General features: G+C 62.1%; 11 protein-coding genes. 8 read left to right on the top strand and 3 right to left on the bottom strand.

All coding sequences use genetic code 11. The annotated features are described in order from the left end of the window. Window positions 1–3: 3 nt before the first annotated feature. On the bottom strand, window positions 4–888 hold the full coding sequence (gene hemF / locus HF955_RS09005) for an oxygen-dependent coproporphyrinogen oxidase (RefSeq protein ID WP_291079208.1): 885 nt from the start codon (window positions 886–888) through the stop codon (window positions 4–6). 188 nt (window positions 889–1,076) lie between these two features. Between hemF and petA the strand changes: the two genes are divergently transcribed. The 6 genes from petA (at window position 1,077) to HF955_RS09035 (ending at window position 6,489) form a co-directional block, all read left to right on the top strand. Next, window positions 1,077–1,649, top strand: coding sequence for a ubiquinol-cytochrome c reductase iron-sulfur subunit (gene petA / locus HF955_RS09010; RefSeq protein ID WP_291079209.1), 573 nt, complete (start codon window positions 1,077–1,079; stop codon window positions 1,647–1,649). Window positions 1,650–1,665: 16 nt separating this feature from the next. Beyond that, window positions 1,666–3,123, top strand: coding sequence for a cytochrome b N-terminal domain-containing protein (locus HF955_RS09015; RefSeq protein ID WP_291079210.1), 1,458 nt, complete (start codon window positions 1,666–1,668; stop codon window positions 3,121–3,123). An 18-nt stretch (window positions 3,124–3,141) separates the two neighbouring features. Next, window positions 3,142–4,110, top strand: a complete 969-nt coding sequence (locus HF955_RS09020; protein WP_291079211.1) for a cytochrome c1 — start codon at window positions 3,142–3,144, stop codon at window positions 4,108–4,110. Between the two features lie 15 nt (window positions 4,111–4,125). After that, window positions 4,126–4,626, top strand: coding sequence for a GNAT family N-acetyltransferase (locus tag HF955_RS09025; protein WP_291079212.1), 501 nt, complete (start codon window positions 4,126–4,128; stop codon window positions 4,624–4,626). After that, window positions 4,623–5,501, top strand: a complete 879-nt coding sequence (locus HF955_RS09030) for an S-methyl-5'-thioadenosine phosphorylase (RefSeq protein ID WP_291079213.1) — start codon at window positions 4,623–4,625, stop codon at window positions 5,499–5,501. Before HF955_RS09025 ends, HF955_RS09030 begins: the two co-directional genes overlap by 4 nt. 70 nt (window positions 5,502–5,571) lie before the next feature. Then, entirely contained in the window at window positions 5,572–6,489 is a 918-nt protein-coding gene (locus HF955_RS09035) for a hypothetical protein (RefSeq protein WP_291079214.1), read from the top strand. 9 nt (window positions 6,490–6,498) lie between these two features. Here HF955_RS09035 and HF955_RS09040 read toward each other — a convergent pair whose 3' ends face one another. Continuing rightward, window positions 6,499–8,019 carry a helicase HerA-like domain-containing protein gene (locus HF955_RS09040; RefSeq protein WP_291079215.1) on the bottom strand — a complete coding sequence of 507 codons (1,521 nt, stop codon included), beginning with the start codon at window positions 8,017–8,019 and terminating at the stop codon, window positions 6,499–6,501. A 135-nt stretch (window positions 8,020–8,154) separates the two neighbouring features. Between HF955_RS09040 and HF955_RS09045 the strand changes: the two genes are divergently transcribed. Both HF955_RS09045 and HF955_RS09050 read left to right on the top strand, forming a co-directional pair. Further along, the gene (locus tag HF955_RS09045) at window positions 8,155–9,261 is read left to right on the top strand and encodes an AI-2E family transporter (protein ID WP_291079216.1); all 1,107 of its coding nucleotides are present in this window, start codon (window positions 8,155–8,157) and stop codon (window positions 9,259–9,261) included. A 396-nt stretch (window positions 9,262–9,657) separates the two neighbouring features. Continuing rightward, on the top strand, window positions 9,658–14,385 hold the full coding sequence (locus HF955_RS09050; RefSeq protein WP_291079217.1) for an NAD-glutamate dehydrogenase: 4,728 nt from the start codon (window positions 9,658–9,660) through the stop codon (window positions 14,383–14,385). Between the two features lie 72 nt (window positions 14,386–14,457). Here the strand turns inward: HF955_RS09050 and HF955_RS09055 are convergent, their stop codons facing one another. Further along, the gene (locus tag HF955_RS09055) at window positions 14,458–17,181 is read right to left on the bottom strand and encodes a M1 family metallopeptidase (RefSeq protein ID WP_291079218.1); all 2,724 of its coding nucleotides are present in this window, start codon (window positions 17,179–17,181) and stop codon (window positions 14,458–14,460) included. Window positions 17,182–17,184 lie beyond the last annotated feature (3 nt).

The following is a 17,184-nucleotide window of genomic DNA, read 5'->3' on the forward strand; positions in this document are numbered from 1 at the left end:
GCGCTAGGGCCATTTCACGACAGGGGGCATGGAGGAGAGGATGCTCGTCACATTGCCGCCCGTCTTGAGGCCGAAGGTCGTGCCGCGATCATAGAGCAGATTGAACTCCACATACCGCCCGCGCTGGACTAGCTGTTCCTCTCGCTGGGCCTCGCTCCAGGTTTCGTTCATGCGGCGGGCGACCAATTGCGGATAAATGTCCGCGAATTGTGAGCCGACCTGTTGTGTGAAGGCGAAATCAGCCTCCCAGTCGCCCGTGTTGAAGCGGTCATAGAATATGCCGCCCGTCCCGCGGGGTTCGTCTCGATGAGGGAGATGGAAATAGGTGTCGCAGGTCGCCTTCATCTGGGCATGGTCGGCGCCCGGATGCGTATCGCACGCGGCTTTCATGGCGGCGTGAAAGTCGACACTGTCTTCAAAGGCCTGATCGCGCTGGTAATCGAGCAGGGGATTGAGGTCTCCGCCGCCGCCGAACCAGGACTGGCTGGTCACCAGCATGCGCGTGTTCATGTGCGCGGCCGGCACCTTGGGATTGCGCGGATGAGCGATCAGGGAAATGCCGGAGGCCCAGAACCGGCCATCCGATTGGTCCGCCCCCGGGATCTGCGCCGCAAAGGCTTCGGAAAAGGTGCCATACACTTCGGAGAAATGGACACCGACCTTTTCAAATACCTTGCCCCGCATGAGGCCCATCCGGCCGCCTCCGAGATCCTCGCTGCCATCGCCGCGCTTCCATTCGGTCAGCTCGAACCGGCCGGGTGCGCCGGAGTAGAGTGGGCGGTCTGCGGCGTCTTCCAGGGCTTCGAAACGGGCGCAAATATCCGCTTGCAGCGAGCGAAACCACTCCCGCGCACGGGATTTCTGCATCTTCAGATCGGCATCCTTCATGGCGCGACACATGCCGCCAGGAGTGCGACACTTGCAAGCGCCCTGTTGTCACAGGCGCCAAGTCAGGATAACGCGCTGCGAATAGTAGTTTACGGGGAGGCACCCGCGCCCACTTGCCGCAATGTGCAGGGGGGCGGGCTCCTGTATTACGGGGCCAGATTTCTGCCTTCGCAAGGGACGGGACAAGCGTGACTGATACACCTGCACACGATCATGGCGAGACGATCGACGAGGATCGCCGCAATTTCATCCATATCGCCACCGGTGCGGCCGCTTTCGGCGGCGCGGCCATGTTCGCCTGGGCCGCTGTCGACCAGTGGAACCCGGCCGCTGACACCAAGGCCGCTTCGGCACTTGATGTCGACGTGTCCAAGATTCCGCTGGGCGGCGAGATTCGCGTTCTGATCGGCGGCAAGCCGTTCTTCGTGCGCCACCGCACCGCCGCCGAGATTGCTGCAGCGGACTCGGTGAATGTGGCAACCCTGCGCGACCCGCAGACCGATGATGAGCGCCTGCGTCCCAAGGGCGACGGGTCGCTGAACCCGGCCATTCTGGTGACGTCCGGCTCCTGTACGCACCTTGGCTGTGTCCCGGTTGGCCCGGCCCAGGGTAACACCGGTGACTTTGGCGGCTGGTACTGCCCGTGCCACGGGTCGCACTACGACACGTCCGGCCGCATCCGCAAAGGCCCCGCTCCCACAAACCTCCCGGTTCCGGATTACAAATACGTGTCCGATTCCGTGATCAATATCTCGCTTTAAGGGAAGGATACCGTAGATGAGTGGCCACGAATCCACCTACACGCCCACCAACGCCTTCACGAAATGGCTTGATACGCGTCTGCCGATTGTCCGCTTCGCGCAGGATACGGCGATCAATTTCCCGACCCCGAAAAATCTGAACTACTGGTACACGTTCGGCGGCATTCTGGCCGTCTGCCTGGTCGTTCAGATCCTGACCGGTGTCATTCTTGCCATGCACTATGAGGCAAGCGTCGACGGCGCCTTTGCCTCGGTCGAGCGCATCATGCGCGACGTGCCCTATGGCTGGCTGCTGCGTTACATCCACGCGAACGGCGCCTCGATGTTCTTCCTGGCGGTCTATCTGCACATGTTCCGCGGGCTCTATTACGGTTCCTACAAGGCGCCGCGCGAGATCCTGTGGATCCTGGGCTGCGTCATCTATCTGCTGATGATGGCGACGGCCTTCCTCGGCTACATGCTGCCCTGGGGCCAGATGTCCTATCACGGCGCCAACGTGATCACGTCGCTGTTCGGCGCCATCCCGCTGGTGGGTGAAAGCCTCCAGACCTGGATTCTCGGCGGACCGTCCATCGGCAACCAGACGCTGCAGCGCTTCTTCTCGCTGCACTATCTGCTGCCCTTCATGATTGCCGGCGCCGTCATCCTGCACGTCTGGGCGCTGCACGTGCCGGGCAACAACAACCCGACCGGTGTCGAGGTTCAGGATGTTGCGAAAGACACCGTGCCGTTCCACCCGTACTATACGGTGAAGGACGCCTTCGCGATCGTGATCTTCCTGATCATGTTTGCTGTCTTCGTCTTCTACGCCCCGAACGTTCTGGGCCATGCCGACAACTATATCGAAGCCAACCCGCTGGTGACGCCTGCGCACATCGTGCCGGAATGGTACCTGCTGCCATTCTACGCCATCCTGCGCGCCATCACCTTCGACCTCGGCCCGATCCCGGCCAAGCTGCTCGGCGTGATCTTCATGTTTGCGGCCATCGCGGTCCTGTTCATCCTGCCTTGGCTCGACACGTCGAAAGTGAAGTCCATGCGCTACCGTCCGGTGGCCAAGCAGTTCTTCTTCGGTTTTGTCGCCGTCTGCCTGCTGCTCGGCTGGTGTGGCGCGGCCAACCCGGATGATCCGGTGATCCCGGCGCTGCAGGGCGATCCGAAACTGGTGGTGAGCTACACGGCAGATGGCCAGGAAGCGACCAGCGAATACAAGGGCGGCGGCGAAGCCTATGTCGACGCGAAACGGTTCATGGAAAGCCTGCCGGAAGGCGCGAGCCCGTCGCTCGCCGCTGTGCCGGCGCCGACCTTCCTGTTCCGCCACTTCTCGCTGATCCTGACCTTCTGCTATTTCGGCTTCTTCTTCCTTCTGTTCTTCCTCGGCCTGACCGAGAAGCCGAAGGAACTGCCGGAATCCATCCATAAATCCGTGCTGAAACGCGAAAAAGCGTCGGCGTCGGCCGTGCCGGCTGAATAGGGAGCTTTGGGGATAATCATGAAAGCGTTCCGCATTCTCACCGCCGGTCTTGCCGGCCTCATGATCGCCGCATCAGCTCACGCTGCCGGTGGTGCCGCTCACCCGCACGCTCCGGAAGAGGGCTGGCCCTTTGAAGGCGTGACCGGTCAGTTCGACCAGGCGTCTCTCCAGCGCGGGTATCAGGTCTATCAGGAAGTCTGCTCGTCCTGTCACTCGATGAAGCTGCTCAGCTATCGCAATCTCGGCGATCCCGGCGGCCCGTTCTACGACCCGGACTATCCGAACCCGAACGACAACCCGTATGTGAAGGCACTCGCCGCGCAGAACGAAATCCTCAGCCCGACCCCGAATGAGGCCGGCGATTATGATTTCCGCCCGGCAACCCCCGCTGACCGGTTCCGCAGCCCGTACCCGAACGACAATGCGGCCCGTGCAGCCAATGGCGGCGCAGTTCCGCCGGATCTTTCTGTCATCACGAAAGCCCGTCATGGCGGTGCGTCCTATGTCTACAGCCTGCTGGCTGGATATCCGGACGACGAAGTCTTCAAGGAGCGCGTGGTCACCGAGGCGACCGACGACGCCCCGGCTGAAGTCCAGACCGTGATCGATACGTCCAAGCTGCACATTGGCCACGGCGATGATCATCACTATGAAGGCTACCTGATCCAGAATGTCGGCCAGTACTACAACCCGTACATGCCGGGCGACACGGTGCCACAATTCGAAGGCGACCCACGCCACGCGCCTCCGGGCGGCTTCCTGGCCATGCCACCGCAGCTGGTTCCGGGCCGCGTCGAGTATAGCGACGGCACCGAAGCCACGATCGAACAGATGTCCTACGACGTTGCGCAATTCCTGGCCTGGGCCGGTGAGCCGAAGCAGGGCAACCGCCGGTCGCTGGGCCTCGCCGTGATGGTCTATCTCGGCATTCTCGCGATCCTGCTCTGGTTCTCCTACAAGCGTATCTGGCGCAACGTAGAGCACTAGGCGCGGACCAGTACATTGACTGAATTGATAGCCATCCGCAGGGCAAGCCCGGCGGATGGCTTTCTCGTTGAGGGCCTGACTCGCCAGATCTGGACCGGGCGCGTCTCAGAGGAATCGACGGTCTTCCGCGAAACTCCTCAATCTGTCGCCGCCCAGCTTGAAAAGGGCGGCGGCGCGATCCTGCTCGATGGAACTGCGCCGATCGGGTCAGGGCGCTGGGTGCCGGTTCCAGGCCCTTCCGGGCAGGGGCTCTGGATGGAAGTGAAGCGGATTGGTGTGCTGAAAGCCTATCGTGGGCGTGGCTTTGGAGAGCGCATCCTGTTCGCCCTGGAAGAGGCCGGACGCGAAGCCGGTGCGTTGGGCGCCCAATTGGCGGTACGTCACGATCAGGTGAGGCTTGTCGACTTCTATGCAGAGCTTGGCTACGTGCTGGCAGATGATGTGGAACTGACCACGCCCAACCCGCGCTCTCCGCCGCCCATTGGCATGCGCAAGGAATTCAGGACGAACATATGAGCAAATGGACCCTCGGCATTATCGGCGGCTCTGGCCTGTACGAGATTGATGGTCTGGAAGACCGCCGCGAGGAAGCGGTGGAAACAGGCTGGGGCAAGCCGTCCGACACGCTGGTGCGGGGCCGGATAGGGGAGGTGGACCTGGTCTTCCTGCCACGTCATGGCAGGGGGCACCGGATCACACCGACCGAGGTTCCGTATCGTGCCAACATTGCGGCGCTGAAGGCCGCCGGCGTGACGGACATCCTGTCCATTTCCGCCTGCGGCAGCCTGCAGGAAGCCTATGCGCCCGGCCAGTTCGTGGCCGCCGACCAGTTCATCGATCGCACATTCGCCCGGGACAAGACGTTCTTCGGGACGGGCATGGTGGCCCATGTCTCGATGGCCCACCCGGTTTGTCCGCGTCTGTCCGGCCTGGCCGCGACTGCCGCCGAAGCGGCCGGCGCAAAGATGCATCGCGGGGGCACCTATCTCGCCATGGAAGGCCCGCAATTCTCCTCTCTCGCGGAGTCCCGGCTGTACCGGCAATGGGGATGCGATGTAATCGGCATGACCGCGATGCCGGAGGCCAAGCTGGCCCGCGAAGCGGAGCTGCCCTATGCCATCCTGTGCATGGTGACCGATTATGATTGCTGGCGCGAGGAAACCGATGCGGTGTCGGTCACCAATGTTCTGGAAGTCATGGGCCACAACAGCGCCCTGGCGCGCAAGGCCGTCGTCCGTCTGGCAGAGAGCCTGTCCGGGACAGACCGGACGCCGGACCCGAATGGCACCGATACCTGCCTCGACCATGCGCTGATCACGGCGCCGGATGCGCGCGACCCCGAATTCCTGCGCAAGCTTCAGGTGATTGCAGGACGCGTCCTCACCGGCTAAGGTTTCCGCACACTTAACCAACAGCCATGTGGGGTGGCCGGGTTAATGGCTGCGTCGAGGGGAACTCAGAATGAGTGAAGCGCAATTCTACACATTCTTCACGGGCGGACTGGGACTGCTGATTGCGGCGGCCCTGATGATCGCCTGGCAACTCTGGAGAATCCGCGACGAGGAACGCGATGGCGCCATCTCGGCGCTGGACGGGGTCAGCCATGAAATGCGCATCAATCTGCAGCGTTTCGTCAACGAGATCGCCCAACTGGTAGAGACCCGGGAAGCCGGGCCGGATGTGCTGCTGCCGGTCCAGCACCCTCAGCTGGACGGGGTCAATGCCTCGCTGATCAAGACCAATCGCAACGCCATCGCCGTGATTGGCGCGACCTATCAGGAGCTTGAGGCGCGCAAGATGGCCTTGCGGGCGGCCTTGGCCCAGAAACGGGACCTGACGCCCTCTCTGGACGATGCCATGGACGCCACGATCAACGGCATCGCCACGCTCTATATGTGGGAAGAGCATGCCGGCGTGCGTCCTGCGGAGGCGGGCACCGTGCGCAGCTGGCATGTGCGCGACTGGATGAAGGCCCATGGGTTTGCCGCCTCATCCTTTCCGGGCATGCATCTGCGGGATGAAGTGGTAGAGCGCCTGCGTCAGTACGGCCTGCACCTCACGCCGCGTCCGCTGACCCATACGGCCCATGAATATTACAGCATGCAGTATGACCGGAAGGCCGATCCGCGGGCACCCTTCTGGAAGCGCAAGCCGAAATCCGAGGAAGTCATGTCCGTGGCGGTCGCCGATGAGGCTGCCGACTTCATGGAAGACGACATGGACAGCGGCTTCGAGGAGGCGGTCTATGGCGATTCACCCACGCCGTCGGAAGAAGTTGATGCGGCCCTGGCAGAGATCGAGGCCATGGATGACGATCTGCCGGATGAGGAGGATGCATTCTCCGATGAGGACTCCGACGCGAACCGTCTGCCGAACTGACCACCAGCGCTAGCGTTTGAACGTGCCCATGATGCCGCGCAGGATATAGCGGACAATCTCGCGGCTCGCCGTCCGGGCGGCCTGGTTGCCGGCCTTTTCCAGCGAACTCATCCGCCGCGAGCTGCGCCGCGTGGACGATTTCTTCTTCTTTTTCTCGAGCTCCGCCTTTGCCTTGGCTTCCCGCTTGGCCAGTTCCTCGGCGTCCCTGGCGGCTTTCGCCTCGCGGGCTTCCAGAACTTCATAGGCCGACTCGCGGTCGATGGCCTTTTCATACTTCCCGGCCACCGGGCTGGAGGTCTGCACCTTGCGGCGCTCGGCCTCGGTTGCCGGGCCGAGGCGTGACGCCGGCGGACGGATCACTGTCCATTGCACGATGCCGGGGGCGCCCTTGGCATCAAGCGTCGAGACGAGCGCTTCACCCACGCCGAGCTGCGTGATCACCTCTTCGGTGTCGAACGCCTCGTTTTCGCGGAAGGATTGGGCAGCCGCGCGGACTCCCTTGCGCTCCGCCGGCGTATAGGCGCGCAGCGCATGCTGCAGCCGGTTGCCGAGCTGGGCCAGAACGCTTTCCGGCAGGTCGCGCGGATTCTGCGTGACGAAATAGACGCCGACTCCCTTCGAGCGGATCAGGCGGACCACTTGCTCGATCTTCTGGAGCAGGGCAGAAGGCGCATCGTCGAACAGAAGATGGGCCTCGTCGAAGAAGAAGACGAGACGCGGCTTGTCGGGGTCGCCGACTTCCGGAAGCTGTTCGAACAGTTCCGACAGAAGCCACAAGAGGAAAGTGGAGTAGAGTTTCGGACTGTTGATCAGCCGTGTCGCATCCAGGACATTCACGATGCCGCGGCCATTGGTGGCGGTGCGCATCATGTCGGACAATTCCAGCGCCGGTTCGCCAAAGAACAGATCGGCGCCTTCGCGTTCCATGACCAGCAGATTGCGCTGAACGGCGCCGAGCGACGCCGATGCGATGTTGCCGTACTCCTGGCTGAGCGCATCCCGCACGTCCTTGTCGCTCATATGGACCAGAAGCTTGCGCAGATCCTTCAGGTCCAGGAGCAGCAGGCCGTTGTCGTCGGCATATTCGAACGCGATGTTCAGCACGCCTTCCTGAGCGTCGGTCAGGCCCATCAGCCGGGACAGGAGCAGGGGCCCCATTTCGGAGATCGTCGTACGGATTGGATGTCCATTCTCGCCAAAAACATCCCAGAAGATGGTCGGGGCGGAATCGTATTCGAGGGACTCCATGCCGATCTTTCTGGCGCGGGAAAGGAATTTTTCGTGCAGCTTGTGATCGGTGCTGCCGGGCATGCAGATTCCCGACAGATCGCCTTTCACATCGGCGCAGAACACCGGCACCCCCGCATCGGAGAAGCCTTGCGCCAGGTTCTGCAGCGTGACGGTCTTGCCGGTACCGGTCGCGCCAGCGATCAATCCATGCCGATTGGCAATTTTCAGCAGCAGGGATTGCGCCACATCCGGCGTACCCGAGCCGTCCGCGTCCGCGCCACCGATAAAAATGGAGTCCATCGCCTCTGTCCCCTTCGTTCCAGACCTTGTGCGACGCTAGAGAATTCGACAGATTCGGCAAGGGCAGGGGTGCAGGGCCTTGACGCTGGCCGTGGCGCTCCTCACCGTGTCACTGGACTGTCCCGGGGGGAGACCATGGATCGCGCAACCAAGACAGGTATCTGGATCATCGCCACCGGCGTCATCCTGACCTTTCTGCATTATGGGCGCAGCATCCTCGCGCCCTTTGCGCTGGCGGTCTTCCTCTTCCTCATCATCGAGGGCTTTGCCACGATGATCGACAATTGGTCCCGCACGCTGAAAATCGGACCGGCACGGGTGATTGCCATCCTGATCGTACTCGGCGGATTCTTCGGATTCATGGCGCTGCTCGCCAACGGGATCGCCGAGTTTGGACGCGACGCCGGCGATTACGAGACTCGTATCAATGCGCTGATCGGCGACGCCTATGACGTTGTCGGCATGTCAGGCGCGCCGACGCTGCAGCAATTGCTGTTCAATGAGACTGGGCAGCGTTTCTTTGCGATCATCGCGAATGAGACCGGGGACTTGTCCGGGGATCTCGTTTTGATTCTGATCTATGTCGCCTTCCTGTTTCTGGCCCAGTCCAGCTGGACCCGCAAACTGGACAACATCTTCCCCAGTTTCGAACGCCGTGCGCAGGTTCGACAGATCGGTGACCAGGCGCGGCGCAGCATCGAGACCTATCTGTGGACACAGACCGTGATTTCCGCGCTGATCACGTCGCTGACCTATTTTTCCCTGCTGGCACTGGGCGTGAAGAACGCCTTGTTCCTGTCGGCGCTGATCTTTGTGCTCAACTATATCCCGACCGTGGGGTCGATTGTCGCTGCGCTGGTGCCGCCCCTGTTTGCCATCGTGCAGCCGGAACTGCCAGCCTGGGTTCCCGGTACGCCGCCGGAGGACAGCTATATCTATGCAGCCATCGTGTTTGTGGCCGTAAGTTTCTGGCAGTTCTCGATCGGAAATTTCGTGCAGCCCCGAATGATGGGGGAATCGCTGAACCTGTCGGCGCTGATCGTCTTGCTGTCGCTGGCAATCTGGGGGGCGATCTGGGGCATTCCCGGCATGTTCCTGTCCGCGCCACTGACCGTGCTCATGATGATTTTCTTCGCCCAGTCGGAAAGTACGCGGTGGATCGCGATCCTGCTTTCGGCGGACGGCAACCCGCAGGGAAAAACTGCAAAAAAAGACACGCCTGAAACAGTCGGACAGAGCTGAGCCTATGGTGAAAATCGATAAAGTGTGGCATGCGGTGTCAAAGTTAATAATTGCGAATTCCACAGAGACGCCATACTCACATATTCGTAATGTAAACCGCTGCTGACGACGACTTGTATTTGGCATCGCGATTGCAAATTTAACCAGATCAGGCCCTCCGCGTGCGTCCCCCCACCCAGCCTGCGGAATCGGCCTGTAGGACCCGCCGGACACGTCCCCGTTCGGCGGGTCCGCCTTATCTGGCGTACCGGTTTCCAAATTGACCTGTCCGGGACTGTCGTTGTCATGCGCATTATGGCCTGACGTTACGGAAATTCCTTCCGGCGCACATGTTGTGCCCGGCTGCGGCGCAGTCTAGATGGGGTCATTGTTAGGTTCTTTCGCGAGACTCCCCCCATGACAGTAATTTCTGCTTCTTCTGAGCCGTTGGAGCAGGTTTTTGACCAGATTCAGCGTGAATCCGGGCACGAAGACCTCACGGGTTTGACGGAACGCGATCTAAAGTTCCTGGCCCAGAGACACTGGCACTGGGCGGAGAATGCCGCGCCGGGCGCGCAGGACGTCCGCGTCCTCCTGGATGCCGAGGGCGAGGATGGCGGGATGCTCTCACGGACGATTGTCGAAACGGTCAGTCCCGACATGCCGTTTCTGGTGGATTCGGTGCTGGGGGAATGTGGCGGACAGGGATTCGAGGTGGCGACGCTGTTCCACCCGGTCGTGGCCATGCAGGATGGCCGCAAGATTTCGATCATTCAGGTTCATCTTCCCGTCCTGACGCATGAAGAAGCCAAACGGGTCGAGGCCGGCGTACGCCGGGCCCTGTCCGACAACGCAATGGCGGTTGCCGACTTCGAAGCGATGCGCGGCCGCATGCAGCAGGAGATCGAGCGGCTGCAGCGCAGTCCGCATCTAAAGAACGCCGACCGGGACGAGGCCGTGGCCTTCCTGAAATGGCTTTCGAAGGAACATTTCGTTTTCCTCGGCTGCCGGGAATATGAATTCGAGACCGATGGCGATGGTCAGGTGCTGCCGGAAGAACCGATCATGGTTGGCGGCTCCAATCTGGGCTTGCTGAAAGACGAGCAACTCAACGTTCTGTCGCGAGAGGCCGAGCCGCTTGTCCTGACACCGGAAATCGGCGCGCTCCTGTCGGAGCCTTTCCCGCTGATCGTGGCCAAGTCCACACTGACCAGCCGGGTCCATCGCCGCGTGGCCTGCGATTATGTCGGCGTGAAAAAATATGACGACAATGGCCGCGTGAATGGCGAAGTCCGTTTTCTCGGCCTGTTGACGGCTGAAGCCTATGACGAGACCGCACGCTCGATTCCGTTCATCCGGCGACGGGTCCGGAAGATCATGGATGCGGCGGATGCCACGCCTGGCGGTCACACCGAAAAGGCGCTGGCCAATCTGCTGGAGACGTGGCCGCGCGACGAATTGTTCCAGACACCGTCCCGAGTGCTTCGCCCGATCATCATGGGCGCGCTCCACCTCATCGGGCGACCGCGTACGCGTCTGTTCATCCGTCAGGATCAGTTCGACCGGTTTGTCACCGCCATCGTCTATGTCCCGCGCGAAGCCTATGACACGGCGCTGCGTCAGCGGATCACGCAGGAACTGACCAGCGCCTACAAGGGCCGCCTGACCCGGTTCCGGCCCTATTTTGATTCAGAAACCCTGGTCCGCGTCCATTTCGAGATCTGGCTGGACCAGGGGCATCCGATGCCGGACCTTGCTGCGCTGGAGGCGCGCATCATGGAGATCGCGCGGACCTGGGAGCAGGCTTTCCGCGCAGCGCTGGTGGAGTCCGGCCTGGAGCAGGGGCATCAGGAGAATGCGCGTTGCTTCATCGGAGCCTTCAACGCGGCCTACCGGGAATCCTTTTCGCCGGATGAAGCGATGCGCGACGTGGCGGCGATGGCGCATCTGTCCTCGGCGAGACAGGTGCTTGCCCGCGCCTATCGAATGGAGTCTGATGGCGACGACAAGATACGGGTGAAGATCTATTCCCGCAGCGGGTCCATCCCTTTGTCGGCCTGTGTGCCGATCTTTGAACGCATGGGCCTGTTCGTGGATTTCGAAACCGGGTATCCGGTCCGCCCGTCCGAGCCTCCGGCGGAGGATGCACCGGAAACCTACTGGATCCACGACGTGGCAATGTGCACCACGGATGGCAGCGCCATCGACCTGGACAGCGTACGGACCCAATTGGAAGACACGTTTGTGGCCGTGTGGAGCGGCCTTGCGGAGAATGACGGCTTCAACCGCCTTGTCCTCAGTGCCAACGCCACATGGCGGGAAGCTGCCCTGATCCGCGCGCTTGCAGGGTATCGTCGGCAGAGCGGCATGGACCAGCCTCAATATGTTCAGGAAACGGCGCTGTCGGCCTATCCGGCGATTGCGCGCCTCCTGCTCCAATTGTTCGCAATCCGGTTCGACCCGGCCCGGCAAGGGACTCTTGAAGACCGTGCGGCGGCGGCGCGCGACGTCCGGGCCGAGATCGAAACTGCGTTGCGCGATGTGTCTGCCCTGGCAGACGACCAGGTCCTGCGGCGCCTCGCAGATCTCGTCATGTCGGTCCAGCGGACCAACTTCTATCAAATCGCCTCCGACGGCCAGCCGCAGGCCTTTATCAGCCTGAAGATTGCCAGCCGCGAACTCGAAGACCTGCCCGAACCGAAACCGTTTCGTGAAATCTACATGTCGAGTCCACGGGTTGAGGGGGTGCACCTTCGGTTCGGCCCGGTGGCCCGTGGCGGTCTGCGCTGGTCTGACCGGGCATCGGATTACCGCACCGAAGTTCTGGGTCTTGTGAAGGCGCAGCAGGTCAAGAATGCGGTGATCGTGCCGGTCGGATCGAAAGGCGGTTTCCTGCCCAAGCAATTGCCCGACCGGTCGGACCGCAACGCCTGGTTCGAAGCCGGACGCGATGCGTACAAGGAATTCATTCGGGCCCTGCTGGGCGTGACGGACAATCTTGTGGAAGGGGAGGTGACCCATCCGGCGAACACGATCGTCTGGGACGGGGAAGACCCCTATCTGGTCGTGGCGGCCGACAAGGGTACGGCCACATTCTCGGACACGGCGAACGCGATCAGTGAAGACATGGGGCACTGGCTCGGCGATGCCTTCGCCTCGGGCGGATCGGCCGGCTATGATCACAAGAAAATGGGCATCACGGCCCGTGGCGGCTGGGAAGCGGTCAAGCGGCACTTCCGCGAAATCGGCAAGGACATCCAGTCCGAGCCGTTCACCGTGATCGGTGTCGGCGACATGAGCGGCGACGTGTTCGGCAATGGCATGCTTCTGTCGCCGGAAATCCGGCTCGTGGCAGCCTTCAACCACATGCACATCTTCGTGGATCCCGATCCCCAGGATGCCGGCAAGAACCTCGCTGAACGCCAGCGCCTGTTCGACAAGCCGCAATCCAGCTGGGCCGACTACAACAAGGGCATCCTCTCTTCCGGGGGCGGCATATTCGAGCGGTCTGCGAAAGCGATCACGCTGAGCGACGAGATCAAGGCCCTGACCGGATTGTCCCGGGACGCGGTGACACCAGACGAGCTCATTCATGCCCTGCTGAAGGCGCAGGCGGACCTGCTCTGGTTCGGCGGCATCGGCACCTATGTGAAGGCGGCCCATGAGACCCATGCCTCTGCCGGGGACCGGGCCAATGACACGATCCGGGTCGACGCAGACCAGCTCCGCGTCAAGGTGATCGGGGAAGGGGCCAATCTGGGCGTAACCCAGGCGGGACGGATTGAATTCGCATTGCGGGGTGGCCGGATCAACACCGACGCCATCGACAATTCAGCCGGTGTCGACTCGTCCGACCATGAAGTGAACATCAAGATTCTGGCAGCCGAAGCGATCCGCGAAGGGGCACTCGATTCCAGCCAGAGAAATGCGCTGCTCGCGGACATGACCGACGAAGTTGCGGCTCTGGTGCTGCGCCACAATTACACGCAGACCTTTGCGCTGACTCTCGCAGAAGCGACCGCGCGGGACGATCACGACGCACTTGAGCGCCTGATGGAGTATCTGGAAGATCGCGGTGTCCTCAATCGCGCGCTCGAAACGCTGCCGGAAACCGGCGAGATGAAAGTACGGGCCGAACGCGGACAACCCCTGACGCGTCCCGAACTGGCCGTCCTGCTGGCCTGGTCCAAGATCACGCTGTTTGACGATATCGTGAAATCCGACATTCCGGATGATCCCTATTTCGAAGGTCTCCTGACGAACTATTTCCCGAGCCCGATCAATACGTATTCAACGGCGATGGCCAATCACCGGCTGAAGCGGGAAATCATTGCCACGATCATAGCCAATCGTGTGCTGGACATGTCCGGCCCGGTGGCATTGTTGCGTCTGCGGGAAGTGACCGGAGGGGACAATGCCCAGGTCGCCCGAGGTCTGGAGGCGGCCCGCGCAGTGCTGAAGTTTGATGAATTCCAGCGGGAAGTGGACCAGCTGGACAATCAGGTTTCCGCAGAAGTCCAGACGGATTTGCGCCTGCTGGCTGCGACGGCCATGGTGGATGCTGCACTCTGGTTCATTGAAACCCATCCGGACCTGCATGTCGGCGACGCCGTCAAGCATACACAAACGCCCCTGAACGAGTTCAAGGCGATCCTGGCCAGCATTCATTCGCCATTCCCGGCCGCGCGCATTGAGCGCGAGGCCCGCAGCCTGATGAAACGGGGTGCGCCGGAAGAACTGGCTCGCTGGGCTGCGGCAATGGGCCATTTTGCCCAAGGCCTGCTGATCGTTGATCTTGCGGGCAAGCTGGAGATCGGTGTGCATGAGGCCGGGAAGGCTTTCTACACGATCGGCGACCAGTTGCGGATTGACCGTTTGCGGGCAACTGCCCGCGACAATCTGTTGAATGCGGATTATTGGGACCGTGTGGCCGGCCGGCGCCTGCTGAACGAATTGGTGCGCATGCAGGCCGATGCAACGGAAAAGGCCCTGTCCGGGAATGGGGCGGAAGCCTGGCTGGCCGCGCGCAATGATGCCCGGCTGGCGTTGCTGTCAGAGCTGCACACGCTCGGCAAGGACCGGAACTGGGCCTTTGCCCGGTTCGTGCTGGCTGCCGATGCGCTGCGTCAGTTCATGCGTCACTGATCCCGTCAATGAAAAAACGGCGCCCGCATGTCTGCAGGCGCCGTCTGACTGTGGAATGTCAGGATGTGGCGATCACTTCTTGAACACGTTCTTTACGTCAAGCGCCCGCTGCGCACGCAGGGCGCTGCACAGGCTGGCCCGCTCAACGCCTTGCGCCAGGGATCGCTCATAGCCCGGAATGAGGGTGGCGTTCTCCTGGAAAAAGGCTTCGGCGTCGGCAGCCTTCCGGATGCTGCAGAAATACCCGGTTGTGCCGGCAAGCTGCGGCTTGCGGATTTCCGGCAGGCGCGACAGGAGTGTTTCGAAGTCGGCTGAGATCATGTCCCATGCCTTGTCCTGTGTGGACGGATTGCCGAGGGCGCTTGCCACGACGCGATAGGATTCATCGGTCGAATAGTCGCCATTCATGACGCGCGTCAGCAGGTCGGTCACGATGGATTCATCACCCCGTCCGGCCAGAACGCCCAGGATCGTGCCGCGTTCATTCTGGTTGTTTGTCGTCTCCAGATAGGCCATTGCCGCCTCATGGAAGTCCTGCCCGCCATCCTCGACGCCGATCTTCATCGCCGTGGAGAGATCCTCCGGCGGCAAGGCGGTTGCGTCGGCGGCGCCTGATGCGCCGACATAGCGCTGCGCTCGCGAGAGCAGGGCCTTCCGGTCATCCGGCCGGTTCCCATATTCCAGCAACAGGCTGTAGATCTTGTCGCGCAGCAGCAATTCCTGCTGGCTCAGCGCGGTGGCGGGACGGGATTCGAGATACTCTGCCAGCGGCCCGTAGGTGCGCTGCACCCAGGCCCGCATCTGCGGTTGTTCAGACGCATCAAGCATCCTGTAGAGCGCCGGAATGATCGTCGCGCCTTCGGAAACCGCGCGCGGATGGCCGCTTGTCGTGGCCTTCAGACCGGTCAGCAGCGTGTCTGTGCTGATCCGTCCGGCCTTGAAGCCGGACGTCAGGGCATCTGCCAGCATGATCTGTTCGCCTGCGGACAGGCTGTCGAAATTCGCGGCGAGGGCGGACAGGTTTTCAGCCCCGGTGTCGAAGCGCCAGTATCCGGCGCCGTCGGCATTCGGCATGACCCAGTCCGGACAGTCGCCATCGAGTGGGATCTCGGTCACGCGGTCCTTGAGCATCTGCCGGATAACACGGTCACCGGAGGGCCCCTTGAGCCGAGCGGCAAAGGGAATTTCCCAAAGCTGCGCATCCGGATCGATGTCCGAACCGAGCGGCGCATAACGTTTCTGGGTGATGGTGATCAGGCCGACATCCGGCGCGGGGCACGAAACGGCCACATCAAGGCCGGGGATGCCGGGCTGGCTGATATAGCTCGTGAAGGCTGACACGACGTCCGGCTGGCCGGACCCGTCTGCCAGGCTCTGCATGAAATCGTCCGCATCCGCCACGCCATCCTCGAAGCGGCGCATGTGCAGGCGGATACCGTCCCGGAAGGCTGCCTCGCCGAGATAGGTCTCGAACATGTTCAGCACGCTGCCGCCCTTGCGATAGGTGATCGCGTCGAAGGCGTCCAGGATGTCGCCATTCGCATTGATCGGATTGCGGATCTGGCGCGCCGCCACGAGGCTGTCGGACCCCATCGCCGACAGGCCCGCCAGAATGGGGCTGAGGTTCCATTCGCCGTCCGGATCGACGCCATCCATCGTCTTGTAGCTGATCCAGGTCGCAAAGGCCTCGTTCAGCCAGATATCGTTCCACCATTCCGGCGTCACCAGATTGCCGAACCATTGGTGGCCGAGTTCGTGGGCATGCGTGGTCAGGATCGCGCGCCGCCGGGGCAGGCTGGTCTGCTCATTCATCAGAAGGGCAGCTTCGCGATAGATGATCGCGCCGGCATTTTCCATTGCACCATAGGCAAATTCGGGTGCTGCAACGAGATCGAGTTTTCCGTAGGGGTACGGATAGTCGAAATAGCTTTCCTGCCAGATCAGCATCTCGTCGGTGATGTCCAGCGCCTCCGCCAGCTGGTCACCCTTGCCCCGGGCCGCGAACCCGCGCAACGAAACCGGATCGGCCCGCAAGGCCGTCGCCGGGATATCGGCAGCCACCCGCATGTCGTAGGGCCCAACCGCGAGGGCGACGAGATAGGACTGGATCGGGCGTGTGGTCTGGAACGTATGCCGGGTCCAGCCTTCTTCCGCCGGCGCACTGCCGGTTTCCGCACCATTCGCCACGACGGCCATGCCCGAGGGCGCCGTCACTGTCACGCTCCAGGGAGTCTTGAAGCGGGGCTCGTCAAAAGACGGCATCATCCGGCGGGCATCGATCGGCTCCATCTGCGTGGCCAGGTAGTCGGTATCCGACTGGACGGCCTTGTAGAGGCCGGCGAGGCCGAAATTATAGGGGGCCGTATAGCTGAGTTCGAGCGTGGCATTGCCAGCCGGAACCGGGCTTTCAAAATCAAGGCGAGACACACCCCCGGGGGCCTGGTCGCCGGTAAATGTCGCCGGAATCGCCGTGCCGTTCGGCAGGATGGCCCGCGCCGACAGAATGTCCTGGTCGATCGAGTGCAGCCAGATGCGGGCATGCGGCGCGCTCAGTGCCACCTGGATTCGCACTTCACCGGAAAAGCCGCCCGCGTCCGGGTCGGTCGTCAGATCCAGGTCGTAGGCGATGGGCGTCACACCGTCCGGCAACTGGCCTGCCGGAGGGATCTGGATCTGCACCGGCTCCACATCCGAATGGGCTGTCCCGTCAGGCCCGGCACCCGGATTTCCGCAGGCGTACAGGGCAATGAGGGATGCCGCGCCGGCAAGGGCAAGGCGCAATCTGGATCGTGTCATGAT

This window comes from Hyphomonas sp., from assembly GCF_017792385.1.
GTDB lineage: Bacteria > Pseudomonadota > Alphaproteobacteria > Caulobacterales > Hyphomonadaceae > Hyphomonas.

Excerpts from the sequence above, each read along its gene's own strand:
- hemF (WP_291079208.1), bottom strand. The coding sequence starts at position 888 with ATGAAGGATGCCGATCTGAAGATGCAGAAATCCCGTGCGCGGGAGTGG.
- HF955_RS09015 (WP_291079210.1), top strand. The coding sequence starts at position 1,666 with ATGAGTGGCCACGAATCCACCTACACGCCCACCAACGCCTTCACGAAA.
- HF955_RS09020 (WP_291079211.1), top strand. The coding sequence starts at position 3,142 with ATGAAAGCGTTCCGCATTCTCACCGCCGGTCTTGCCGGCCTCATGATC.
- HF955_RS09030 (WP_291079213.1), top strand. The coding sequence starts at position 4,623 with ATGAGCAAATGGACCCTCGGCATTATCGGCGGCTCTGGCCTGTACGAG.
- HF955_RS09035 (WP_291079214.1), top strand. The coding sequence starts at position 5,572 with ATGAGTGAAGCGCAATTCTACACATTCTTCACGGGCGGACTGGGACTG.
- HF955_RS09040 (WP_291079215.1), bottom strand. The coding sequence starts at position 8,019 with ATGGACTCCATTTTTATCGGTGGCGCGGACGCGGACGGCTCGGGTACG.
- HF955_RS09045 (WP_291079216.1), top strand. The coding sequence starts at position 8,155 with ATGGATCGCGCAACCAAGACAGGTATCTGGATCATCGCCACCGGCGTC.
- HF955_RS09050 (WP_291079217.1), top strand. The coding sequence starts at position 9,658 with ATGACAGTAATTTCTGCTTCTTCTGAGCCGTTGGAGCAGGTTTTTGAC.
- HF955_RS09055 (WP_291079218.1), bottom strand. The coding sequence starts at position 17,181 with ATGACACGATCCAGATTGCGCCTTGCCCTTGCCGGCGCGGCATCCCTC.